21 protein-coding genes are annotated in these 22208 nt (G+C 68.5%); 13 read left to right on the top strand and 8 right to left on the bottom strand.

The window, feature by feature from the left end:
* Positions 1–174: 174 nt before the first annotated feature.
* On the top strand, positions 175–789 hold the full coding sequence (locus LBW94_RS03615; RefSeq protein ID WP_225060922.1) for a restriction endonuclease: 615 nt from the start codon (positions 175–177) through the stop codon (positions 787–789).
* 134 nt (positions 790–923) lie between these two features.
* Here LBW94_RS03615 and LBW94_RS03610 read toward each other — a convergent pair whose 3' ends face one another.
* The gene (locus tag LBW94_RS03610; RefSeq protein ID WP_225060921.1) at positions 924–1355 is read right to left on the bottom strand and encodes a MarR family winged helix-turn-helix transcriptional regulator; all 432 of its coding nucleotides are present in this window, start codon (positions 1353–1355) and stop codon (positions 924–926) included.
* Positions 1356–1462: 107 nt separating this feature from the next.
* On the opposite strand from LBW94_RS03610, the gene LBW94_RS03605 reads away from it, so the two are divergent.
* The gene (locus tag LBW94_RS03605; RefSeq protein WP_255634961.1) at positions 1463–1864 is read left to right on the top strand and encodes a GlcG/HbpS family heme-binding protein; all 402 of its coding nucleotides are present in this window, start codon (positions 1463–1465) and stop codon (positions 1862–1864) included.
* 207 nt (positions 1865–2071) lie between these two features.
* Here the strand turns inward: LBW94_RS03605 and fahA are convergent, their stop codons facing one another.
* Both fahA and LBW94_RS03595 read right to left on the bottom strand, forming a co-directional pair.
* Positions 2072–3250: a fumarylacetoacetase gene (gene fahA / locus LBW94_RS03600; RefSeq protein WP_225060978.1), complete on the bottom strand. Its 1179-nt coding sequence runs from the start codon at positions 3248–3250 to the stop codon at positions 2072–2074.
* Positions 3251–3578: 328 nt separating this feature from the next.
* Positions 3579–4436 (bottom strand): mycofactocin-coupled SDR family oxidoreductase, encoded by an 858-nt coding sequence (locus LBW94_RS03595; RefSeq protein WP_225060919.1) that lies wholly within the window; start codon positions 4434–4436, stop codon positions 3579–3581.
* A gap of 273 nt (positions 4437–4709) precedes the next feature.
* Here LBW94_RS03595 and LBW94_RS03590 point away from each other — a divergent pair, with 273 nt between their 5' ends.
* The 7 genes from LBW94_RS03590 (at position 4710) to LBW94_RS03560 (ending at position 11692) form a co-directional block, all read left to right on the top strand.
* The gene (locus LBW94_RS03590) at positions 4710–6248 is read left to right on the top strand and encodes a class I adenylate-forming enzyme family protein (protein ID WP_225060918.1); all 1539 of its coding nucleotides are present in this window, start codon (positions 4710–4712) and stop codon (positions 6246–6248) included.
* Positions 6245–7309, top strand: coding sequence for a CoA transferase (locus LBW94_RS03585; protein WP_225060917.1), 1065 nt, complete (start codon positions 6245–6247; stop codon positions 7307–7309). The genes LBW94_RS03590 and LBW94_RS03585 overlap by 4 nt, the downstream gene beginning before the upstream one ends.
* Positions 7306–8097, top strand: coding sequence for an enoyl-CoA hydratase-related protein (locus LBW94_RS03580; protein WP_225060916.1), 792 nt, complete (start codon positions 7306–7308; stop codon positions 8095–8097). Before LBW94_RS03585 ends, LBW94_RS03580 begins: the two co-directional genes overlap by 4 nt.
* The gene (locus LBW94_RS03575) at positions 8094–9023 is read left to right on the top strand and encodes an alpha/beta fold hydrolase (protein WP_225060915.1); all 930 of its coding nucleotides are present in this window, start codon (positions 8094–8096) and stop codon (positions 9021–9023) included. The genes LBW94_RS03580 and LBW94_RS03575 overlap by 4 nt, the downstream gene beginning before the upstream one ends.
* 80 nt (positions 9024–9103) lie before the next feature.
* On the top strand, positions 9104–9958 hold the full coding sequence (locus tag LBW94_RS03570; RefSeq protein ID WP_225060914.1) for a hypothetical protein: 855 nt from the start codon (positions 9104–9106) through the stop codon (positions 9956–9958).
* Between the two features lie 118 nt (positions 9959–10076).
* On the top strand, positions 10077–10940 hold the full coding sequence (locus LBW94_RS03565) for an alpha/beta fold hydrolase (protein ID WP_225060913.1): 864 nt from the start codon (positions 10077–10079) through the stop codon (positions 10938–10940).
* A 131-nt stretch (positions 10941–11071) separates the two neighbouring features.
* The gene (locus LBW94_RS03560; protein WP_225060912.1) at positions 11072–11692 is read left to right on the top strand and encodes a TIGR03086 family metal-binding protein; all 621 of its coding nucleotides are present in this window, start codon (positions 11072–11074) and stop codon (positions 11690–11692) included.
* 268 nt (positions 11693–11960) lie between these two features.
* Here the strand turns inward: LBW94_RS03560 and LBW94_RS03555 are convergent, their stop codons facing one another.
* Positions 11961–12605: a nitroreductase family protein gene (locus tag LBW94_RS03555; protein ID WP_225060911.1), complete on the bottom strand. Its 645-nt coding sequence runs from the start codon at positions 12603–12605 to the stop codon at positions 11961–11963.
* A gap of 135 nt (positions 12606–12740) precedes the next feature.
* Here LBW94_RS03555 and LBW94_RS03550 point away from each other — a divergent pair, with 135 nt between their 5' ends.
* Positions 12741–13202 carry a MarR family winged helix-turn-helix transcriptional regulator gene (locus LBW94_RS03550; RefSeq protein WP_225060910.1) on the top strand — a complete coding sequence of 154 codons (462 nt, stop codon included), beginning with the start codon at positions 12741–12743 and terminating at the stop codon, positions 13200–13202.
* A gap of 862 nt (positions 13203–14064) precedes the next feature.
* Complete coding sequence (locus tag LBW94_RS03545) at positions 14065–16896, top strand: ATP-binding protein (protein ID WP_225060909.1); 2832 nt, start codon at positions 14065–14067, stop codon at positions 16894–16896.
* Positions 16897–16954: 58 nt separating this feature from the next.
* Here LBW94_RS03545 and LBW94_RS03540 read toward each other — a convergent pair whose 3' ends face one another.
* From LBW94_RS03540 to LBW94_RS44180, 3 genes are all read right to left on the bottom strand, one after another.
* On the bottom strand, positions 16955–17422 hold the full coding sequence (locus LBW94_RS03540; RefSeq protein WP_225060908.1) for a hypothetical protein: 468 nt from the start codon (positions 17420–17422) through the stop codon (positions 16955–16957).
* Positions 17423–17722: 300 nt separating this feature from the next.
* The gene (locus LBW94_RS03535) at positions 17723–18337 is read right to left on the bottom strand and encodes a dihydrofolate reductase family protein (RefSeq protein ID WP_225060907.1); all 615 of its coding nucleotides are present in this window, start codon (positions 18335–18337) and stop codon (positions 17723–17725) included.
* Positions 18338–18410: 73 nt separating this feature from the next.
* Positions 18411–19253 carry a helix-turn-helix domain-containing protein gene (locus LBW94_RS44180; protein WP_323137790.1) on the bottom strand — a complete coding sequence of 281 codons (843 nt, stop codon included), beginning with the start codon at positions 19251–19253 and terminating at the stop codon, positions 18411–18413.
* A 159-nt stretch (positions 19254–19412) separates the two neighbouring features.
* On the opposite strand from LBW94_RS44180, the gene LBW94_RS03525 reads away from it, so the two are divergent.
* Positions 19413–20297 carry a class I SAM-dependent methyltransferase gene (locus LBW94_RS03525; protein ID WP_225060905.1) on the top strand — a complete coding sequence of 295 codons (885 nt, stop codon included), beginning with the start codon at positions 19413–19415 and terminating at the stop codon, positions 20295–20297.
* A 426-nt stretch (positions 20298–20723) separates the two neighbouring features.
* Here the strand turns inward: LBW94_RS03525 and LBW94_RS03520 are convergent, their stop codons facing one another.
* Positions 20724–21134 carry a hypothetical protein gene (locus LBW94_RS03520; protein WP_225060904.1) on the bottom strand — a complete coding sequence of 137 codons (411 nt, stop codon included), beginning with the start codon at positions 21132–21134 and terminating at the stop codon, positions 20724–20726.
* Between the two features lie 129 nt (positions 21135–21263).
* Here LBW94_RS03520 and LBW94_RS03515 point away from each other — a divergent pair.
* Positions 21264–22182, top strand: a protein-coding gene (locus tag LBW94_RS03515) for an IS5 family transposase (protein ID WP_266269761.1) whose coding sequence is annotated in 2 segments (ribosomal slippage) — positions 21264–21631 and positions 21630–22182 — 921 coding nt in all. Because the reading frame shifts where the segments join, the coding sequence is not laid out codon by codon here.
* Positions 22183–22208: the final 26 nt, after the last annotated feature.

Below are 22208 nucleotides of genomic sequence, written 5' to 3'. Positions count from 1 at the left end.
CCCGGCCGCGGTTCGGGCGATCCGTTCGTGTCGGTGGTGTGGGTGATCATGGAACGATGTCACCGTTGCGATCCCATGCGCGTACAGCGGACTTCGCCTGCCTCCACGACGGTTCCGATGGCACACCGCGCAGCCTTCCGTCCCGGCAACGCCGCCGCGGAGCGGAGCGCACGAGTGGGTAGGCGACGCAGGCGCCGGGCATCGGATGTCCTGGCGTTCGTGGTGTTGATCGGCGCGGCTGCCGCAGTGGTGGTCCCGCGGGCCCTCCACGCCGCCGCCGCGCACGCCGGACTGCTGACGGCGGTGGGAGCAGCTCTGTTCGCGGCCGCGGTTGCCGCCGTGATGTTCACGATTCGGCGCAAGCGCCGGATGCGGGCTCGCGAGGATGCCCGGCTGGTCGCGGCGCTGCGACAGAACACGTTGTCGCCCAGGGAGTTCGAAGAGGCGCTGGCCGTGCTGTGCCGCCGCGACGGCTGTACCGACGTCCGGGTGGTGGGCGGTCCCGGCGATCTGGGCGCCGACATCCTCGCTCGCGCCCCGGACGGTCGCCGGATCGTGTTGCAGGCCAAGCGCTATCGCACCGACCGGACGGTCGGCAGCCCGGACGTACAGCGCTTCGGCGGCACCGCGCACACTGTTCATCACGCCGACGTGGCCGCGGTGGTCACCACCGCCCACGCGTTCACCGCGCAGGCGCAGTCCTACGCCGCGCAGGCCGGTATCCGTCTGATCGCGGCGAAGGCGTTGGCCGCCTGGGATTCCGGCACCGGGCCGGCCCCCTGGAACTGATCCGGACGGGTGCGCCGACCGACGGCTACCGACGACGGCGGGGTTCATCTCCGTCGCCGAGCACGACTCGGGACGGTGGCTCGGACCGGCATGGGGCCGACGAGATCCGGTGACGGCCTCGCACGCAGCCCGGTCTACTCGAGGATGCGGGTGAGCAGCCGGGTCAGCGTGTCGCGTTCACTGGGCGACAAGGCACGCAGGATGTCGTGTTGAACCGCGGTGAGTGTCGTGTCCAGTTCGTCGAGCCGTCGCCGCCCGGCGGCGGTCAGGGTGATCCGGTTGCGGCGTCTGTCGCTGGGGTCCGGGGTGCGCGCGACGTGGCCTCGTTCCGTCAACTCGTTGAGCATCGTGTTCATGTCGCTCTGGTCGATTCCGCATCGTTGGCCGATCCGCACCTGACTGTCCGGGCCGAACTCGTCCAGCGCGGCGAGGATCGCGAAGTGATGGGCGTGCCCATCGAAAGCGGCCATCGTTTCTCCGATGACCCGATGTGCCCGCGCGGAAACCTTGTTGATCAGCCAACTCGGCTTGCTGCGCAGGCGGGTCGGCGCTTCGCCCATCTCCATGCGCGGAGTCTAGCCAATCTCTTGGTGCAACCAATGAACCCTGCTATTCTGGGTCGGACCAAGATTGGTCGAACCAAGATATTGAAGGTGGAACGATGCCACTCACTTTGGACGAAGCTCGGACGGTCAGCGATCGGGTGCGCGCACACGCCATCGGCCTCGGCGCGGCAGTCACGATCGCCATCGTCGACGACGGCGGGCACCTGCAAGTTCTCGATCGCATGGACGGCGCATCTCCCATGTCGGCTCGTGTGGCCCCAGCAAAGGCTTCCAGCGTCGCGCTGTTTCGCCGCGACAGCAGTGACCTGATGCACCTGCAGGAGGCCTACCCGGCGGTGTTCGCGCAGATCATCGATGCCGCCCGCACACCCATCGTGGCGGGCGGGGCCGCTCGGCTGATCCGGCGCGGCGGTGTGGTCGTCGGTGCGATCGCCATCGCCGGAGGGTCGCTCGAGCAGGACGAGACGTGCGCCGATGTCGGGGTCGGTTCCCTGTCGTCCGCCGCGTGAACTCGGCCGGCGACCACAGTGCCGACAGGCCCGGACCGGACAGGGTGAGCAGCACCGATCAGTGCTCGGGCCAACTCCTCCGGTCCGCCTGTTCCCGAGTGTCCCGGCGACCCGCCACTGGTGAACGAATATTTGGTCAATGACCCGGTCGGCCGAATCAGGCACTGCGGCGGGCGAACTCGACCGCCGAGACGAACCACGAGGCGGTCACCGCCGGGCGGGTAATATCCGCCCGCGCACCTCACCGAACCCGATCCGCCCGCCGTCGGCAGCCGGTGCGGTGGCGGTGATCGTCACCTCGTCGCCGTCACACAGGAAGGTGCTCGCCCGCCCGCCGACATCCAGCGGTTCCGCACCGCCCCAAGTGATTTCGATGAAGGCCCCACGCTGGTCGCGATCCGGACCGGAGACGGTCCCCGACGCGAACAGATCACCGGTACGCGTGGAGGCGCCGTTGACGCTGAGATGGGCCAGCATCTGCGCCGGTGACCAGTACATCTCCCGATACGGCGGCCGCGACACCACCTGCCCGTTCCACCGCACCTCCAACTCGACATCCATTCCCCACGAACGGTTTTCCCGCAGATACGGCAACGGCTCGGGATCCTGCACGGGGGTCGGCACGCGGGCGGCCTCCAGCGCGAGCAGCGGCACCACCCAGGGCGAGACGGAGGTCGCGAAACTCTTCCCGAGGAACGGACCCAGCGGGACATACTCCCACGCCTGGATGTCCCGCGCCGACCAGTCGTTGACCAGCACAACCCCGAAGACCCGATCGCCGAAATCGCCCACCGGCACCGGCTCGCCGAGCATCGATCCGGTCCCGACGAGAAAGCCGAGCTCGGCCTCGACGTCCAGACGGGTACTGGGCCCGAACACCGGCCCCGACTCACCGGGCACGCTGCGCTGCCCGCACGGGCGCACGATATCGGTGCCGGAGACGACCACGGTTCCGGCACGACCGTGATACCCGACCGGAAGGTGCTTCCAGTTCGGCAGCAACGGCTCGGCGTCCGGCCGGAACAACCGGCCCAGGTTCGTGGCGTGATGCTCGGAGGCGTAGAAGTCGACATAGTCGCCGATCTCGGCGGGCAGATGCATGGTCACGTCGGCCACGGCGTGCACCGCCGCATCGGGCACCTCGGCGCCGACCAGCTCGACGATCCGCGCCCTGACCTCGGTCCAGCGCCGACTCCCCTGTGCCATGAACGCGTTGAGCGACGGCCGGGCGAACACCGGATCACCCAGTGCGACAGCGAGATCGACAACCCGGTCGCCGAGGCGGACACCGACGCGCGGATCTCCCCCCGCGCGGGAGAACATCCCGTACGGCAGGTTCGACAGGCCGAAATACGAAGATCCATCGGGTATTTCGAGAATCGTCATGGAAGCGGCTTCCTGTGCCGGGTCGCCGGGCTCGCGGGCCACCGCCGGAATCGGCCCGCGTTCGGCGAGTTCGGTGATCGGGCCGCCGATGCTACCGGTGCCGAGCGACCCGAACCGGTCACGAACCACCGGCGCGTCGGAACCGGCGCACGCCCGGCCCGGCGGCTCGCATCACCGCCGGGCACGGACACCGAGTTCGATGTCCGGGTCGAGCATCGTGAAGTACTCCTCCCAGTTGTTCGCCTGGACGAGGTCGTACGCTTTGCGCAGCAGTGCGGCGGAATCCGTCATCGTCGCTCTCTCGGGTTTTCGTTGCGGGCCGGAATGCTCAGTCGCGCACGGGATCGGCGTTCACACCGGGGATCAGCAGGTGGCCGGCGTCGACCGGGATCGTCACGCCGGTGACGTTCGCGGCGAGGTGGGAGTTCAGGTACAGCGCGGTGTCCGCGATGGCCTGCGGCTCCAGCCACGTCGTATTGCGCAGCAGCGCATAGTGGTAGCCGCCTTCGATCATCTCGGCCTCGGTGCCGCCCTCGTGCCCGGCGAACATGTCCCAAGCGCCCTGATGATCGGTCATCGGGGTGCGGATCGCGCCCGGGTTGATCGAGTTGCAGCGAATACCGTACGGCCCCAACTCCAGCGCGATGTTCTTCATCAGCCCGATCACGCCGTGCTTGGCCGACACGTAGTGCGCGTAGTTCTGGCCCGGCTCGATCCCGTTGGCAGAGGACGTGATCACGATCGAGCCGGTCTTGCGCTCCATCATGTGCGGCGCAACGGCCTTGGCGGACTTCCAGACTCCGGTCAGGTTGACCCCGATCATCTCGTCCCACTGCTGATCGGTGATCTCCCAGAACGGATTCTGGGTCCAGATACCGGCATTGGCGATGAGGATGTCGATGTGCCCGAACTCGTCGATCCCGCGGGCCACCGCCGCGTCGAGCGCCGCCTGATCGCGCACGTCGGCGTCGACCGACAGCGCCCGGCGGCCCAGCGCCTCGACCTGACGTACCGTCTCGGCGTGGTCGTCGGAGGTGGCCAGGGTGTAGGGCACATCGGTCGTGGGCTTGGTGATGTCGACGATGATCACGTCCGCGCCTTCGCGGGCGCAGGTCACCGCGTGGGCCCGCCCCTGTCCGCGCGAACCTCCGGTGATCAGTGCGACCTTGCCGTCCAGCAGTCCCATGTCGAACCTTTCTCTCGAGCTGTCCGACAGCGTGCGGCCGGGTTCGTTACCCGCCGCGTTACCGGCGCCCGCCGTAACGCCCCGCCCGGTGACGGGAAGCGCTCGCGCACAGGCGAATCGGCCACTTCGGACGAGCGGCGACCAGCCCGAAACCGGGCACCCGATGGTACCGCGCCGCGGTCGCCCCGGCGATACCGCCCGGCCATAACGCGGCCGTTAACGCGCACCGCCCTACCCTCCGCGACGTCGGATCGACGAATAGTGGAGGTAGCGATGCGGCTGCACGATCCCCTCGAGTACTGGGCCCGGCGCCGGCCCGAACTTCGGGTCGCCACCGGCCCGGACGGCGTCAGCTACGGTGAGGCCGCCGCGGTGACCTCGGCCTGGGCCGTCCGGCTCGGCGAACTCGGCCTGCGGCCCGGCGACCGGCTCGCCCTCGCCTCCGGCAACCACCTCGACGCTGTGCTGATCCTGCTGGCCGCGTCGAAGGCCGGTCTGGTCACCGTGCCGCTCAATCCGCGGCTGCGCGCCGAGGACTACGCAGGTTTCCTGCGCGACTCGAGCGCCCGCGTGGTCGTGGGCAGCGCCTCCCGCGCCGAGGCGCTGGAAACGGCCGCGGCCGGCCTGGACCTGCCCCAGATCCTCATCGACGGCGACCGGCCCGGCTGGCAATCCCTGCGCGACTGGCCGCGATCGACCGACGCGCCCCTGCCTCGGGCGGACGATCCGATCGCGTTGCAGTGCTACACCAGCGGCACCACCGGCCGCCCCAAGGCCGCGCTGATCACGCACGACGGATTCGTGCCGGTGTCGGCGCGCTGGTCCCAGGCCGGGATGCGTTTCGAGCCCGGCGAGGTCTTCTACCTGCCGATGCCGATCATGCTGATGGCCGGGATCATGATGGTCCAGCACGCGCTGTGGTGCGGCGCGGCAGTCGAACTCGACGAGTTCTCCCCCGAGCGGGCGAACGCCGCACTGCGCACACCGGGGATCACCGGCGCCACCTTCGTGCCGACGATGATCCACATGATGCTGGACGCGGCCCCCACCGCGACACCGGCCGCGGATTCGACGCTGCGCTGGATCCTCTACGGCGGCACGCCGGTAACCCCAGACCTGGTGCGCCGCACCCGTGATGCGTTCGGCGCCAAACTTTTCCAGAGCTACGGCTGCACCGAGTCCAGCGCCATGACACTGCTGACCCCGGAGGACCACGACCGCGCGCTGGGCGGTTCCGAACATCTGCTGCGCAGCGTGGGCCGGTCCGCCCTCGACTGCACGATCGAGCTGCTGGACGCCGAGGACCGCCCGGTCGCCGTCGGTGAGGTCGGTGAGATCTGTTCCCGTGGGCCACATGTCTTCTCGGGTTATGCCGCCGATCCGGAACGCACGGCCGCCGCGCTGCGCGACGGCTGGTATCGCACCGGCGATCTCGGCGCGCTCGACGCGGACGGCTTCCTCTATCTGCGCGGCCGCAAGGACCACATGATCAAATCCGGTGGTATCAACGTGTATCCGGAGGAGATCGAGCAGGTGATCGCCGCGGTGCCGGGCGTCGCCCAGGTCGCGGTGGTCGGCGTGCCCGACGAGCGCTGGGGCAGGCGGATCGTCGCCGCCGTGGTCGCCGCCCCCGGAGCGGCCGTCGATCCGCAACTGGTGGTCGACCGCTGCCGTGCGGTCCTCGCCGCCTACAAGGTCCCCCGCGAGGTGGTGTTCCTCGACGCGCTCCCCTTGAACGCCACCGGCAAGGTGCTCAAACACGTGGTCCGCGACCAGCTTTCGGCGCCGTCGACGCCGATTCCGGCGCCGTGAGCCCGGCCGGGCCACTCGCCGGAACCCGGGTCCTGGAACTGGGCGGAGTCGGCCCCGTCGCCTTCGCCGGGACGGTGCTGGCCGACCTCGGCGCGGACGTCGTGCGCCTGGAACGCCCGAACACCCCGCCGGTGCACTCGATCCTGTTGCGCGGCAGGCGAATCGTCGAAACCGATATCCGCGCCGACCCGGACTCGGCGGCCGCCCTCGCCACCGCCGCGGACGTCGTGCTGGAGGGCTTCCGTCCCGGCGTGGCCGAGCGGCTGGGCCTCGGCCCCGAGGAGATCCTCGCTGCCCGTCCCGCCTGCGTATACGGCCGGATGTCCGGCTGGGGCCGCAGCGGGCCCGCCGCCGAGGCCCCCGGCCACGACATCAACTACGCCGCGGTGTCGGGCGCCCTGCACCTGGCCCGCGGCAGCGACGGCCGACCGGTGGTGACCCCCGGCCTGCTCGGCGACTTCGGCGGCGGCGGAATGACTCTCGTCTACGGCGTGCTGGCCGCACTGCTGGTCGCGCAGCGCACCGGGCGCGGTCAGGTGGTGGATTGCAGCATCCTGCGCTCCACCGCCACCCTGACCTCCGCCGCCCGCGAACTGGCCGCCCAGGGCCCGGCCGCGGTCGGCACCGGCGCGGGCGCGGCACCGTTCTACCGCGCCTACTGCTGCGCGGACGGGCAGCATGTCGCCGTCGGCGCGGTCGAATCCCCGTTCTACGCCGCCCTGCGCGCGCTGTGCGGTCTCGACGGACCGGAATGGGACGCGCAATACGACACCCGCGCCTGGCCCGACCGCGCCGCCGAGCTGGAACGCGTGTTCGCCACCCGCACCCGCGACGCCTGGTGCGCGGACCCCGCCGCGGCCGCCGCCTGCGTCTCGCCCGTCCTCGATCTGGACGAGGCCGCGACCCACCCCCGCACCACCGGAATCTTCGTCGACCGCGACGGCCGGACGCAGCCGGACGTCGGCCCCGAATTCTCCGGCACCCCCGGAAGTGCCGCAGCCCCAGCCAGTTCCATCGATATGGCCCAGGCCCGCGCCACCTGGCTCCAGGAGGAGAAATGACCACCACCGAAGCGGCCCCCGTTGCGTTGACGATCGCCGGCGGAATCGCCGAGATCCTGCTCAACCGCCCCGATCGCCGCAACGCGATGAACCTCGCGATGCAGGAGGGCCTGGTCGAGGCGTTGCAGCAGGTCCGCGACAGCGACGCCAGGGCGTTGGTGATCGGCGGGGCCGGCCGCCACTTCTGCGTCGGCGCCGACCTCGACGTGGTCGACCAGGATCCCGGCGGGGACACCACCGCGCGCATGCTCGCCGCCTGCGAGGCATTCCTGCGCGCACTACGCACCCTCCCGATGCCGGTGATCATGGCGCTCGAGGGCGCCGCGGCCGGCGGCGGCGCGGGCCTGGCCCTCGCGGGCGACCTCCGCGTCCTCGGCCGTTCGGCGGCCTTGTACGGCAGCACCTTTCCGCTCGGCATGACTCCCGACGCCGGTGTGTCCTGGTACCTGGGCCGCGCGCTGGGCCCCGCCCGCGCCGCCAACCTGATGATCCGCAACACCCCCATGACCGCCGAATTCCTCACCTCGGTGGGACTCGCCGACGTCGTGGTCGACGACGGCGCCGCACTGGCCGAGGCCCGCCGGCTCGCCGCCGAACTGGGCCCTCGCACCCCGCCCCTGGCGATCGTCGGGCTCCGCGAACTCATGGCGGCCGCCCCCACCAACTCGCTGGACGCCCAGCTCGAACGCGAAGCCCACTGGGTCGGCACGCTGAACCGCACCGAGGACTTCGCCGAAGGCGTCTCCGCATTCCTCCAGCGCCGCACACCCGAATTCCGCGGCCGATGACCGCTCCCGCATGGTTCACGGCCGCGATCGCGACCCCGCACCGGACCGCCGAGGTAGCCGTCGCCGGAGCCACCATCCGCTACCTCGACGCCGGCCCCGCCGACGCCCCCGTCCTGGTCTTCGTCCACGGTGGCACCGCGCACGCGCACTGGTGGTGGCCGCTGGCGGCTCGTCTCGCCGACAGGTATCGGCTGCTGCTGCCCAACCTGTCCGGGCACGGCACCAGCGACCACCGGGCGGACTACTCGTTCGACGGCTGGGCCGAGGAGGTAACGGCGGTCCTCCGGGCGGCGGCCCCCGGCCGACCGGCGATCGTCATCGGCCACAGCATCGGCGGCCTGGCCGGCATGGCGCTGGCCGCCGAACACCCGGACCTCGTCACCGCCCTGATCGCCTGCGACACCCAACTCGCGGTGAATCCCGACGCACCCGCCACCCGTCCGTCCGGTTCTCCCAAGCCGGTGCAGTCGTTCGCCTCGGTCGCCGAAGCTCGATCCCGCTTCCGCACCATTCCCGCCCAAACCGAGTGCGCCGGTTACGTTCTCGACCACATCGTGCCCGAATCACTGCGACCGGAGGCGGACCGCTGGGTCTGGAGCTTCGACCGCGGCATCCTGGCCCGATTCGACCAGACCGTCGCCCGCCTGGCCTGGCCCTGGCTGCGCCGCCTCCAGTGCCCGCTCGGCTACCTCCGCTCCGAATTCGGCCTCACCCCACCACCGATCGCCGCCCGGTTGGAGGACGAGGTGAGCGGCCCGGTCATCGTGGAGGAGGTCCCGGGAGCCGGTCACCACGCGATGCTCGACCGGCCGGAGGAACTGTTCGCGGCACTCGACACCGTGCTGGGGAAGCTACCGGGGCCGAACGCGCCGCGGTCCGACGGATCCGGTCGTTCCCGGTCTGCGACGGCCCAGGGCGAATACTGACCGATCCCTGTGCGTATCAAGTGAATTCGTCATCGGGCGCACGAAACGCCAGGCGGTCCGGCTTCGATACACTGGCGCTCATGCAACGGCCGGACCCCGACTCCCCGCCGACCTTCGACGACGCGCTGCGCATCGCGCGCGATCTGACACGGGAGCCCGACACACTAATCCCCTACCCCCACGAGGCCTTGGAGAATGCCCGCCACGGCCGAGGTTTCGCCTTCCTGGACAAGGTCGGTAACAACCCCGGCTACGTCCTGGTGACCGCTACCGGCCACGCCAGCGGCATGCTGTCGATCGACGGACGCCCCCTCGGGACCATCGACACGGTGATCGCCGGACACCTGGCCCGAGCCGAACATGTCAACAGAACCATCCCCGACAGCGAACTCTCCACACCACAGCATCTCGCACTCCGCGCCTACGACGCCGGCCTCACCCGCATCGGCGAACTGCCCGGCGGCGCAGCGATCGACGCCCCCACCGCCGACTACGCCCAGTACATCCTCATAGTCCTGCGGAACAGCGGCAACCGGGCACTTTCCGGTCGCAAAATCCTGGCCCACCATGATTCCCTCCTGCGGGCCCCCGTCGCCGGACGCCGATACACCCACCCCTGCCCCCACTGCGACCGGCCGACGACCCACCAGGAACGCTATCGTCGCTCGGTCTGCGGTGCCTGCTTCGAGCGCACCACCGACCGCGCCGGACGCCGGGTCACCGGTTACAACGTCTCCCTCAGCGGCGGCATGATCGCCTACTACACCGATACTCTCGACCCCGGCGCCACCCGCGAAGAATGCGTCGAGGTCACTCGAACCGGCATCTGCTACATCGACGGACAGCCCGCGATCATGGACGAGGCACGTTTCGGCGGGATAGTGGTCGAAATGGGGGACGGCGACGACGCACATCCTCACCGATCCTCGGTATGACGCGAACCGCCACCGCACCCGTCATCGACCGAACCGACACGATCTCCGCCACACCGATGACTTTCGAGCGGATCCGCCGTCGATACCTCCGGCTGAACCGACAGACAGGAGTCCAGGCATGACGAGACCGGTGCGAGCAAGCACGACGACGGTGCGAGCGAACGGTGTGGAACTCGGCATCGAAAGCTTCGGCCGAGACGACGACCCCCTGATCCTGCTGATCGGCGGCACCACGATGTTGTCCTGGCCCGACACACTGTGCGACCGGCTCGCGTCCGGCGGCCGCCGCGTGGTCCGTTACGATCTGCGCGACTGCGGCGCCTCGACCACCGTCGACCCGGAGAATCCCGCCTACCACCTGCGAGACCTCGCCGCCGACGCGGCCGCACTCGTCGAAGCGCTGGGCGCCGACACCGCGCACCTCGCCGGCCCCGGCGTCGGCGGCATGGTCGCCCAGGTCGCCGCGCTGGACCACCCCGACCAGTTCACCGCCCTCACCCTCGTCGGCACCCGCCCGGTGGCCCCGGGCCCGGTGGACGACGACCTCCCGGACCACGACCACACGGTCCTGGGCGCACTGTTCTCCCGGCCGTTCCCGGACTGGACCGACCGCGACGCCGTCGTGGCATTCGCCGCCGCCGGCGCCGAGCCCCTGGGCAACGATCCGGAGCAGGCACAGGCGACCGCGGCCCGGATCTGGGACCGGACACCATCGAAAGACCCAGCGATCCACCTGGCGAACCAACTCGGCACGGTCTTCTCCCGCATCGACTGCACCCCGCGCTGGCGCGACCGCCTCAGCGAACTCGGCCTACCCACCCTCGTGATCCACGGCCGCACCGACCCGTTCTTCCCGCTCGGCAACGGCGAGGCCCTCGCCGCCGAAATCCCCGGCGCACACCTACTCGTCCTCGACGACATGGGCACCGCCCTCCCCCACCCCGCCGTCGACCGGATCGCCACCGCGATGCTCGCGTTGTGATCGGTTGGTGGAGAAGGCATCCCGAGCCGGCGGTACGTCTCACCGACGTGCTCGCCAATGCCGATTCCGGGACACAACGTGATGTCCGATGTCCGCCGGTCTCCGCGGCCCGCCGAAGGCAGGCTGTTCGCATGACCGATTGTTTCGACAGGATCGTCGAGCGCTTCGTCTTATCCAGCAACGGGTTCGAGCGGACGCTGCGCGCGGTTCGGCCCGGACAATGGGATCGGCCGACTCCCTGCGCCGAGTGGAATGTGCGCCGGCTGGTCAACCACGTTGTCCGAGGAAACCTGAACTATGTGCATCTTGTTCGAGGCGGAACCGGCACGGAGTTCTTGCGCCAGCGCGACGTCGACGCCCTGGGCACTGATCCAGTGACTGCTTTCACCCGGTCCGTATCGACGTGCGCCGCCGCGTTCAGCCGGCCCGGCGCACTTCAGCAAGAGCTCGACTACCCCCTGGGACAGGTGGCCGGGCAGCAGGCGCTCGCGGTGCGGACCACCGACACGACCATCCATACCTGGGATCTCGCCCGAGCGGTCGACGTCGAGGAAACCCTCGATCCCGGCCTGGTCGCCTGGATCACCGACCATCTCGGCGAGATCTACGCGGACTTGCCGGAAACGCCTACCGCTTCCCACACGACACATCGATTCTTCGCCGCTCCCCGGAGCAACTCCGCTGACGATGTGTCGCAACAAGACCGGCTATTGGTTCTGATGGGCCGGAACCCGTGGTTCTCCGGCCACTGAGCCCACGCGAACCATCCACCCATGCCACATTTCGGGCAAATCCTGTTGCGCCACTCGGCATCTGCTCACGCCGATTGCCGGATGTCCGGGCCGCTACCCTTTTCCGGAAGAGTTGCGCCGTTACCGCAATCCGGGCTGGTCGATTGATATTCGATCTCGACACTTGTTGCAGTGTAGTGATTTTCGAATCGTGTGACGCAGGGTCCGGTCCCCGCGCCTGATGGCCGACAGCACTTCTCAACGCGCACCCACCGCGAATGCGACGTGTTCACCACGTGTCCCAATGCAGGGATTGGTCGCGGGGGATGCGTTGGGCGGGACGGAAATCGGTGCCGACCGTGAAGGCGAGCGGGATGAAGGCGGCGAGCATGACCCTGTCGTAGGGGACGCCGAGGAGGCGGGCCAGTTCGCGTTCGAGTGGGGCCTGCGCGGTGGTCCATACGGTGCCGAGGCCGCGGGCGCGGGCGGCGAGCATGAAGCTCCACACGGCAGGCAGGATGGATCCCCAGGTTCCGGCCTGCTCGCCGACGGTCGCACGGTCGGTGCGACCCTCGACAGCGGGGATGACGATGGCCGGCACACGGTGAATGTGCTCGTAGAGGTGGTCGAGCCCGGCGGCGATCCGCGGCCAGGAACCGTGAGCGTTCATGCGATAAAGGTCGCGCGAGGTCAGCGGCGTGCCCTCGGCGAGGTGGACCGCTCTGCGGTAGATGTCGGCGACGGCCGCACGCTGGGCGGTGTCGGTGACGACGAGAAAATGCCAGCGTTGACGATTGCGGCCGGTGGGCGCCTGAGTGGCGAGATCGACACATTCCTCGATCAGATGGCGAGGCACGGGCCTGGTGAGGTCGAGGCGTTTGCGTACGGCCCGGGTGGTGGACAGGACCTCGTCGGCGGACAGGTTCAGCGACATCGGGGTTCCTCTCGGATCAGCAGCGCACTCCGTCTGCTTCGGAATCATCTGTAGCAAGATGATTTCCGATCATACGATTGTCGATTATCTTCCGTCAAACGATCTGCACACAGACGATTGTGGTAGATTTCCGATATGCCGACCAGGACCGATGCTCGCGAACCGGCCTCCTTCCTCCCCCGGCTCACGTCGGAACGTCCGGATATCGCCTTGTGCCGCGCCTCGGCGGTCGTGGCTCGCGCCGCGGACACTGCGGCCGCGAACACCGGTCTGGGAGTGGGACATCACCTGGTTCTGAAGATGCTCGCGGCGGTCGGGCCGTGTTCACAGCAGGCACTCGCCGCCGAATTACGGATCGATCGCAGCGTCATGGTTGGCATCGCGGACAACTTGGAGGAATCGGGTTACGTCCGCCGCGAGCGCGACCCAGCCGATCGACGCGCCTACGCCGTCACCATCACCGAGTCCGGCCGACGGGAACTCGCCGGTGCAGAGAAGGCGATTCCCGAATTCCTGGACCGCACCTTCTCCGCGCTCACCCGCGCCGAGCGCGACCAGTTGACCGTGCTGCTGGGCAAACTCCTGTTCACCGATTGACGGATCGGGCCTCGCGATCGGCACCCGGTACGGTCGGCCCGGTAGCCACTCTTCGACGGACTCGCGTAGGAACCGACAGCAGCATGCCGGACCGGCATGGCCCGCACCCTGAACCACACGCATCCACCTATCACCCTTTCCGGCCGCCACTACTTGCCGCGATCGGCGGCGGCGGAATGGTCGGCGTGGCCGGATACGAGATTTAGGATGACCGAATCATCCTGCTACACATCGCAACCCGCCCGTCATACCGCCGCCGGGGTATCGGCGGCAGGCTGTCGACCGCAGGCCCGGCCGGGCCGTCGTGGCCGAGACCGACTGCGATTGCCCTGCAATCGGCTGGATATTGCACCGCGCGTGACATCAACGCAATCTGGCCGACCGACACCGCGCTGGAGATACTCGACCAGATCACCACACCGACCACAATCGTCTTCAGCGCGCGTGACCGCGTGGTCCCTCTCGCTCCGGTGCACAACTGGTCACGCCTTCAGCCAGGCGATCCCGACGATAACGGTAGCGGGTCGTCGATGCCTCGAGCAGTTCGCGGCGGGATTCCCCGTTGAGTGATCGAGGCTGACAACCCACCTGATCGTGCCGGTCGGGTAACCACTCCCGGGGCCGGTCAGGGCAGCACGCGCCCAGCAGCAACCGGCACCGGTCGGTGGCGTCGAAGACCCCGATGCGTTGCTCGACCACTCGCCCGAAGACGGTCCTTCGGAGCATGCCTCCGATAAGCTCGTCTTCTCGGTGTCACTCCCCGATACCACATTTGCGTGGGAGCCTGCTCTCGCGACGAATGCGAACTTCGGCGCGGTCAGGCTGGATCGTGCCGAAGGCTGCGATGCGAACGGAATGTCCGATGGTGTTGGTCGAGCGTGATTCTGATCTGGCCACGATCGGCGAGGTGCTTGCCGAGGCGGTGGGCGGGCGTGGAACGACGGTGCTGGTGGAAGGTCCGCCCGGGATCGGCAAAACCGCGCTGCTCGCCGCCGCCGGCGAACACGCGGAGGGCTTGGGCATCCGCACGCTGAGCTCGGTCGGCGGCGAGTTGGAGAAAGATCTGCCGTTCGCGATCGTCCGGCAATTGTTCGAGCCGGTCCTGCGGGGCTCGGAGGCGGCGCGCAGCGCGGAGTTGTTGGCCGGTGCGGCAGGTCTGGCGGCACCGGTTTTCGGGTACCACGACGACCGGGGCGCGACATTCGCCCAAGGGGACGTCGTGTACGGGTTGTACTGGCTGTGTGCCAACCTGGCGGAGTCGGGGCCGCTGCTACTGGTGGTGGATGACGTGCATTGGGCCGATGGAGCCTCGCTGCGGGTGCTGTCGCATCTGTCTCGGCGCATCGCCGACCTTCCGGTGGCGCTGCTGTTGGCCAGTAGGACGGGCCAGGTCCTGGACGGGCTGGTCGGGAGAGTGCTGGGTGGGGTCGCGCCGCGTGTCATCCGGTTGCGTCCGCTGAGCACCGAGGCGGTGAGTGTGGTTGTGCGGCGGGAGTTGTCCGTGGAGGCGGACGACGAGTTCTGCCGGGCCTGCGCCGTGGCCACCGGCGGCAACCCGTTCTTGCTCGCCGAAGCGCTGAACAGCTTGCGGGAAAACAACACCCGGCCGATCGCGACCGAGGCGCACCGGGTCGAGCACCAGCGTGTCGAAGCTGTTTCGCGGGCCGTGCTCACTCGGATCGCGCGGCTGGGTCCGGAGGCTGTTCGGTTCACCCGGGCGCTGGCAGTTCTGGGAACGGCCGCCGAGCCGCGGCATGTCGCCGCGTTGGCCGATTTGTCGGTGGAGGCGGCGGCCACCGCCGCGGATGGGCTCGCTCGGGAGTCCGTCGTCACCATGACCCATCCGCTTTGTTTCGTGCATCCGCTGGTGCGGACCGCGGTGTATCTCGATTCAGGAAGCCTGTTGCGGGCAGCCGACCACAAGCGGGCGGCCCGCGTACTGGCCGCGGACGCCGTCGACGCGGAGCAGCTCGCGCCGCATCTGCTGGCGGCCGAGCCGGACTGCGACCCCTGGGTGGTGGACTTGCTGCATGCGGCCGCGGTGTCTGCGATCGGCCGCGGTGCTCCGGAGTCGGCCGTGGCCTACCTTCGGCGGGCCCGCGCCGAGCCACCACTGCTCGCCCTGCGCGGGCCGCTGACCGCTATGCAGGGGCGGGCACTGGGGATGGCGGCCCAGACCGTGGCGGCTGCCGAGGTGCTGCGCGTGGCCATCACGTCCACCGAGCCGCTGGTCGAGCGAATCCAGCTGGCCCTCGAACTGGGATACCTGTTCACCCAGACCGGCCGCGCGGCCGACGCCGCCGACGCCGCCGAGCTCGCCCGCGGCCTGATCGCCGGGCGCGAGGTGGACCTGCCGGTGGCGATGTACGCCGCGGCAGCCGGACTCGACCTGGTCACCATGAAGTCGCCTGCCGCAGTACTCGACCGGCTCGAAGAGGTCGCGTCGGGGCTGACCGGTACCAGCGAGGCCGACCGGATGTTGTTGTCCACTCTAGCCTTCGGTGCGGCCGCGACCGGTCTGCGCTCGGCAGCGGAGGTTGCCGTACTGGCCGAACGCGCAGCCGTCGGTCCGATTCCAGCGCGTGAGGGATGGATCCTGGTCAACTACGCCAGTGCGGCATTGGGTCTCACCGACCGAGAAAGCGAGAGCTTGGCACTGCTCGACCAGGGTCTCGATGCCGCGGGAAAGATGGGTGACGTGTGGGGTTTTCGCTATCTGTCGATGCTCCGGTCACACGCTGCGTGGTATGCGGGCCGACTGGTCGAGGCCGAAGGCGACGCCCGTGCCGCCCTCGACGCGGCGTCGGGGGAACCGAGCAGGCTGCACACACCACTGGCGGCGGCCATGCTGATCGACGTACTCGTAGAGCGTGACCGGCTGGACGAGGCGCAACAGGTGCTGGTCGACTACGACATCAGTGACCGCAGGCCGGCCGACACGTTGATCATGCATTTCATTCCAGTGGCCAGAGCGCGGCTACGGCTGCGCCGCAAACAGCCGAAGGAGGCGTTGGCCGATTTGCTCGAGGTCGGTCGATTCCTGGTGGGCGGCGGCTACGTCAACCCCGCCTTCGCCGAATGGCGGACCGACGCTGTGCGGGCGTACCTCGCGCTCGACCAGAGCGGCGGTGCCCTCGAGCTGGCACACGAGAACCTGGAGCTGGCCCGCCACTTCGGCGCTCAGCGGTGCCTCGCACGAGCCCTGCGCACCCTGGCTCTGGTCGAACCCGGCCAACGCCGGCTCGAGCATCTGGCCGAGGCCGTCGATCTGCTGACCGACTCGTCCGCCGCCCTGGAGCACGCCTACTGCCTGGTCTCCTACGGCGTCGCCCTTCGCCGTTCCGGGCAACGAAGCCAGGCTCTGGCCCCCCTCAGGCACGGCCTCGACCTGGCCACTCGCTGCGGCGCCGATGCCCTGGCGGAATCGGCCAGACAGGAGATGCTCGCTGCTGGGGCCCGGCCGCGCCGGGCGGCGGTCACCGGGTGGGACGCACTCACCACGAGCGAACTGCGCGTCACCCGACTCGCCGCCGAGGGCGCGACCAACCGGGATATCGCGCAGGCATTGTTCCTGACCACGCGAACGGTCGAGACCCACCTCACCGCCGCCTACCGCAAGCTGGGCATCAGCGGCCGTGCCCAGCTGCACACGGTGCTCCCCCTGTCGCCGAATCGGTTGCGCCCCAATACGTGACCGGACCACCGCCATGCGTTCGCGACAGTGTGCCGACGGCAGCCGCGTGAGAGGCGGACTACCGCGACACGGTCCAGTTGTTGCGGCCACTCCACCACTCGGCGGTCTCGCCCGAGGCCGGCCTCAACGTGTGCCCGCGCAGGTAGCCGTCCGCAAACCAGTCGCCCTGGTACACCCCGATCTTGCCGTCGGGCCAATCGATCGTGAAGGTGATCGAGGTGCCGTTGACCGAGCCGTTCACCAGCCGGCCGTACTGCGAAGTGGTGTGGGCATCCCCGGAGAAGTCGGCCGCCGTCGCGTTGTCGGCGAGCGAGACGTGGAAGCCCATCGGACTGTCCTGCGAGCCCGAAGGGCGCTGGTAGACGTCCCATTCGGTGTGCAGCACGATGGTGGCCTCCGGCGCGGCCATGGCAGCGACCGGAGCCACCATCGCGAGGGCGGTGCTCAGGCCCAGTACCAGCGCACCCGCGCGGAGCAAACGTACGGTCTGATCGAACATGGTGATCTCCGAATCGTGTCGAGACATGTGGCGTCACATCGCCGAAGCGCCCCGACCGGACGGGTGCGATCCGACACCTGGTTGCTGTGGTTTGACCGGTACCACTGTCACAGGTCCCGACGCCGCCGGACATCGTGGTCACCACCGAAAGGATTTGTCGTCGTGAGGCTGAACCGTCGGGTTCGGGGCCCGTTGCGGTTGTGTCCGGAGACTTGACGGGTGCTTCAGCACGCGAGGGAATCCAGCGACGAGAACGCACTGTCACCTTCGCCGACGACGATCTCGTGCTCCGCCGACCCGCACTGGTCTGCTACCTCGGCGACAAGGTCATTGCCTGACGCCGAACCTCAGGTGCAGCACTCGCTCGCCCTGAATGACCACGTGAGGGTCTTCCAGTAGGTGCTGGCCGTCGATGTCGCCGAAGAAGCGTTTTCCGGATCCGAACACCACGGGGACCACGTCCATCGCGACCTCGTCGATCAGACCGGCCGCGAGGAACTGGCCGCCGACCTGTCCGGCGTTGACGGCGATGGTGCGGTCGCCGGCGAGTTCTCGTGCGGTGGCGACAGCGGCGTGGATGTTGTCGACGAAGTGGTAGGAGGCCTCCGGGTGCCAACCGTGCGGCTTGGGGCGATGCGAGACCACGACCACGTGCTCACCCGCGGGTGGCTGCCCCTCCCAACCGTTCACCAGGTCGAACAGGTTGCGGCCCATGACGATCGTCCCGATCGACGCCCACGTGGCGCGGACGTAGTCCGCCGAGGCACGCGCGACCTTGAATCCGGCTCCGATGCCGGAATGATCGAAGCCGTGCTCGCCGGCGGGTTCCGTGATCGGGGTGTCACCGCTGAAATACCACTCGTGCAGGGGGCCGACGTCATCGTTCTTGTCGGCGATGAAGCCGTCCACCGACACCACGTTGTGCATGATCACCGTGCTCACAGGGTCTCCTCCGGATCGATAGGGCGTGGATTCCGATTCTGTGGCACCGCCGGGTCCGCACGCTTGTAAAAAATCACTCGACCGGCATCGGCCCGGCATCCGGCGGGAATCGGTCTTGGGCTGGAAATCTGCGCCGCAGCGCGAGGTAGTCGGTGGGGGTGTGGCCGGTGAAGTCCTTGAACTCCTTGCTGGCGTGCGCCTGATCGAAATACCCTGCGGAGTGCGCGAATTCGGTCCAATCGACCGGACCGCGCGCGTCGACGGACAGGATCAGGCGGGCAAAACGATAGATGCGGGCCACGCGTTTGGGTGCGACGCCGACATGAGATTTGAATTGTGCGGTCAGATGATTGCCACTCACCCCGGCGGCGTCGCCGAGCGCCGCGACCGGGACCGAGCCGTAGGACCTCTCCAACCGTGTCCCCACCTGCGTGACCAGGTCGAGAGTGTCCGATCGGGTTTCCACGAGACGCGACCGCAGCTCCTGCTCGACGAGGTCGAGCGCTTCGGCGGCAGCGCCAAGCTCGCCGAGGCGACCGCGGATCCGCTCCAGCGCGCGCTGCCACACCACGTCGACGGGCACATAGCGATCCCGCAGTTCGAGCATCGGAATGTCGGTGAACGCCGAGAGTCCCCAGGGCTTGAAATGCACTCCTACCAGTCGCACACGGGCCGGATACTCCAACAGAAAACGCTCGGTCCACAACCCCATGAACCACCCGTCGACCAGAGTCGCGGACGGCACCGCGGGGTCGGGCACAGACAGCTGGACCGGGGCGCCGAGATTGATGAACAAATGCGCCGAAGGCATCGGGGGAACGAGCACGCGGCGATGGCGTGGCACCCCGGACAGGCAGTAGATGTCGTCGACGAACCGATCGAGCGGTGGGCCGGGAACCCGGCCTGCGTAGCGCATGCACCAGTGTCTCGCATCCCGGTAGCTACGTCAGAACACACCGGCACAGCCAGCGCGATCCAGTACGGTCTCCGGCGCGGGTCCGGAATCACCGAGGGAGCCTCCCTCGCCGGCGGACCGCGCCACCCCCGACCGTCGCCGAACGTACTCTTCCGCCGCATGAAAATTGCGCGGCAGGGAGCGGTTGCGCGACGTAGCAGAGTGTTTCAGGCGAAGATGAAACCCATGGCCACACGTGACAGCGGCGCCGCTCGGCGCGCGACGATGTACGGCAGCGGCAATCTCGCCGCCAGCAAACTCTTCTCAGGTCATTTCATCAACTTCGGGTACTGGACCGCAGATGTCGTCCCCGGCAACCTCACCGAGGATCAGCGCACCGCCAGCCAGGCCGACCTGTACCGAGAAGTCCTGCGCCGAGCCGGGATCGGCGAAACAGATGCCGTGCTGGAAGTCGGCTGCGGCATCGGAGTCGGCGCGGTGCTCGCACTCCGGGAGTTCGGTCCGCAGCGGTTCGCGGGGCTCGATCTCTCCGGCGATCAGGTTGCGCGGGCCGAGCGGGTCAATGCGGAAGTGTTGATCGCCGACCCCGGCCGCTTGTCGTTCCGTCAAGGCTCAGCGTTTGCGATTCCGTTCCAGGACAGCACATTCGACCGGTGCATCTCGATCGAAGCAGCGCAGCATTTCGACGATCTGCCAGGATTCGCCGCCGAGGCGTACCGAATCCTGAAACCGGGCGGCAGGCTGACGGTGGCGACCTTCTTCACCACCGCGGAGGACTGCGCGCACCAGTTGGCGCCGCTGATCGAGACCATCCGTACCGGGGTCGACGTGGTGGCCCCGATCGGCGTGTTCGCCGAGACACTGCGGGCGACCGGCTTCGAGCTGGCCGACGTCGAGTCGATCGGCGAGCACGTATGGCACGGGTACGACGCCTGGATGCAGCAGAGCGGGTTCGAGAATCACTGGGCCCGCAACTGGCTGCGGGCATATCGGAATGGCCGACTCGACTACTACGTCGTGTCGGCAGCAAAGCCGGCCCGATAACCCGAAGCCGACGGTGCCAGGAACCGGCCCGGCTTTCGCCAGGGTCGCCCTCCGATCCGGTGCAACGCGCGCCACCCGGCCGTATTCACCGACAACCTGGCCAGTGCCCCGCACCAGCCCTCGCCGACATCCTCGGCAGACACGACGAAGCCGCTCAACACCGCCGACAGCCAGATCTGTCACCCAGACCGGCGATCAACATAAATATCCTAACTTTAGTCAGATAGAGTTATCTGTAATGCCGCTGGTCGAGCGAAACGGCATTATGCCCCTTCGGCATCCACTCATTCCGATTACCGGAAGATCCTCAGCCCGCCCGTATCGACGTGATCAGCAATTTGCGCACCGGGATCAGCGCGCTCGCTGGGCCGAGATGAGTCGGCCCAGCGACCTACGGGCGGTGCCGGCACCGCCGCCGACCACCGATCAGAACGACCAGCGCTGGTAGAAGTGCAGGACATCGGGAATCTCGGCGGTGGGCGCACTCACATAGATGATCACCCTGCCACCCGGATGTGCCGCCGCCTCGGTGACCGCGTCGGCAATCGTTCCGGACATGCGCTGGGCCGGTAGCCAGCCGAGCGGTCCGGTCCAGGTCAGCCGCGACTGCGGATCGGGACAGAGTCCGACCGTGTCGTTCGGTGCGGCCTGGTCCACCAACCCCGGAATCGGACTTGCCGCGAGGGCTGCCGTTTCCTGCGGACTCAACTCGACGCCCACCCATCCCGGAACCGGTGGCTCCGGCGCGGGACCCACCGCTGCCGCTGTGCCCGCTCCGAGGGTTCCGACGACACCGGCCGCGACAGCCGTCGTGACGGCGAATGTTGTGATGCGCACGGCGTTTCCCTCCACCTTCGTTTCCGGGACGCGAAACAGCCTGCAATCTAACATGATTCACAGCGATCGCAGGGCAGCGGCAACGCAACTAGGGCGTGTCTCCCAATAGATCGGTGGCGGTGCGGCAGCATGGTCGTCGTGGTTGTGGTTGGTGATCGGTTTCGGGTGTTGACGGATGCGCAGTGGGAGCTTCTGGAGTTGCTGCTGCCGAAATCCGAAGGGCGCGTGGGCCGTAACTTCAGTGACAACCGCCTGATCGTGGAGGGATTGCTGTACCGGCTGCGGGTCGGCGGGCCGTGGCGGGACCTGCCGGTGGTGTTCGGGCCGTGGCAGACGGTGTGGAAGCGCCATCGCCGCTATGCCGCTGATGGGACGTGGGACAAGGTGCTGATCGCGTTGGCCGCGCTGGCCGACGTGTCCGGTGATCTGGACTGGGTGGCGTCGATCGACACCACGATCGTGCGGGTTCACCAGCACGGTGCGAACGCCGCCCGCCACACAGGGGGCTCCCTCGAATTACACGAATCTGCTCGATGAGCCTGCCGATCACGGGATCGGCCGGTCTCGTGGCGGGCTGACGACGAAGATCCACCTGATCACCGATGGTGCCGGTCGCGGCCTGTCGGTGCTGATCACGCCCGGTCAGGCCGGCGACAGTCCCTTTCTCGGTGAGGTGCTCGACGGTGTCAGGGTGCCCCGCCTCGGCGGCGGGGCACCACGGACGAATCCGGACGCACTGCTCGGCGACAAGGCGTATTCGTCGGCAGCGAATCGGAAACTGCTGCGCCGCAGACGGATACGAGCTGTCATTCCCGAGCGTGCCGATCAGCTCGCCAATCGGAAACGCAAGGGCCGTGACGGTGGCAGGGCGCCCTCGTTCGACCGGGAGGCGTACAAGGGACGCAACGTCGTCGAACGGGCCTTCAACAAGGCCAAACAGTGGCGGGCCGTCGCCACCCGCTACGACAAGCTGGCGCTGACCTACCGTGCAGGCGTCGTCATGGCCCTCGTAGTCGAATGGCTCAAACTATTGGGAGACAAGACCTAGTACTCCAGCATCACTTCGTGATGTGA

It is taken from the genome of Nocardia sp. alder85J (assembly GCF_020176955.2).
Classification (GTDB): Bacteria; Actinomycetota; Actinomycetes; order Mycobacteriales; family Mycobacteriaceae; genus Nocardia.
This window is presented reverse-complemented; position numbering and strand designations above follow the sequence as displayed.

What these genes read in the sequence shown, in the direction of transcription:
- LBW94_RS03610 (WP_225060921.1), bottom strand. Translation starts at nt 1,355, where the DNA reads ATGGAGATGGGCGAAGCGCCGACCCGCCTGCGCAGCAAGCCGAGTTGG.
- fahA (WP_225060978.1), bottom strand. Translation starts at nt 3,250, where the DNA reads ATGACGATTCTCGAAATACCCGATGGATCTTCGTATTTCGGCCTGTCG.
- LBW94_RS03595 (WP_225060919.1), bottom strand. Translation starts at nt 4,436, where the DNA reads ATGGGACTGCTGGACGGCAAGGTCGCACTGATCACCGGAGGTTCGCGC.
- LBW94_RS03590 (WP_225060918.1), top strand. Translation starts at nt 4,710, where the DNA reads ATGCGGCTGCACGATCCCCTCGAGTACTGGGCCCGGCGCCGGCCCGAA.
- LBW94_RS03580 (WP_225060916.1), top strand. Translation starts at nt 7,306, where the DNA reads ATGACCACCACCGAAGCGGCCCCCGTTGCGTTGACGATCGCCGGCGGA.
- LBW94_RS03575 (WP_225060915.1), top strand. Translation starts at nt 8,094, where the DNA reads ATGACCGCTCCCGCATGGTTCACGGCCGCGATCGCGACCCCGCACCGG.
- LBW94_RS03570 (WP_225060914.1), top strand. Translation starts at nt 9,104, where the DNA reads ATGCAACGGCCGGACCCCGACTCCCCGCCGACCTTCGACGACGCGCTG.
- LBW94_RS03565 (WP_225060913.1), top strand. Translation starts at nt 10,077, where the DNA reads ATGACGAGACCGGTGCGAGCAAGCACGACGACGGTGCGAGCGAACGGT.
- LBW94_RS03560 (WP_225060912.1), top strand. Translation starts at nt 11,072, where the DNA reads ATGACCGATTGTTTCGACAGGATCGTCGAGCGCTTCGTCTTATCCAGC.
- LBW94_RS03555 (WP_225060911.1), bottom strand. Translation starts at nt 12,605, where the DNA reads ATGTCGCTGAACCTGTCCGCCGACGAGGTCCTGTCCACCACCCGGGCC.
- LBW94_RS03550 (WP_225060910.1), top strand. Translation starts at nt 12,741, where the DNA reads ATGCCGACCAGGACCGATGCTCGCGAACCGGCCTCCTTCCTCCCCCGG.
- LBW94_RS03545 (WP_225060909.1), top strand. Translation starts at nt 14,065, where the DNA reads ATGGTGTTGGTCGAGCGTGATTCTGATCTGGCCACGATCGGCGAGGTG.
- LBW94_RS03540 (WP_225060908.1), bottom strand. Translation starts at nt 17,422, where the DNA reads ATGTCTCGACACGATTCGGAGATCACCATGTTCGATCAGACCGTACGT.
- LBW94_RS44180 (WP_323137790.1), bottom strand. Translation starts at nt 19,253, where the DNA reads ATGCGCTACGCAGGCCGGGTTCCCGGCCCACCGCTCGATCGGTTCGTC.
- LBW94_RS03525 (WP_225060905.1), top strand. Translation starts at nt 19,413, where the DNA reads ATGAAAATTGCGCGGCAGGGAGCGGTTGCGCGACGTAGCAGAGTGTTT.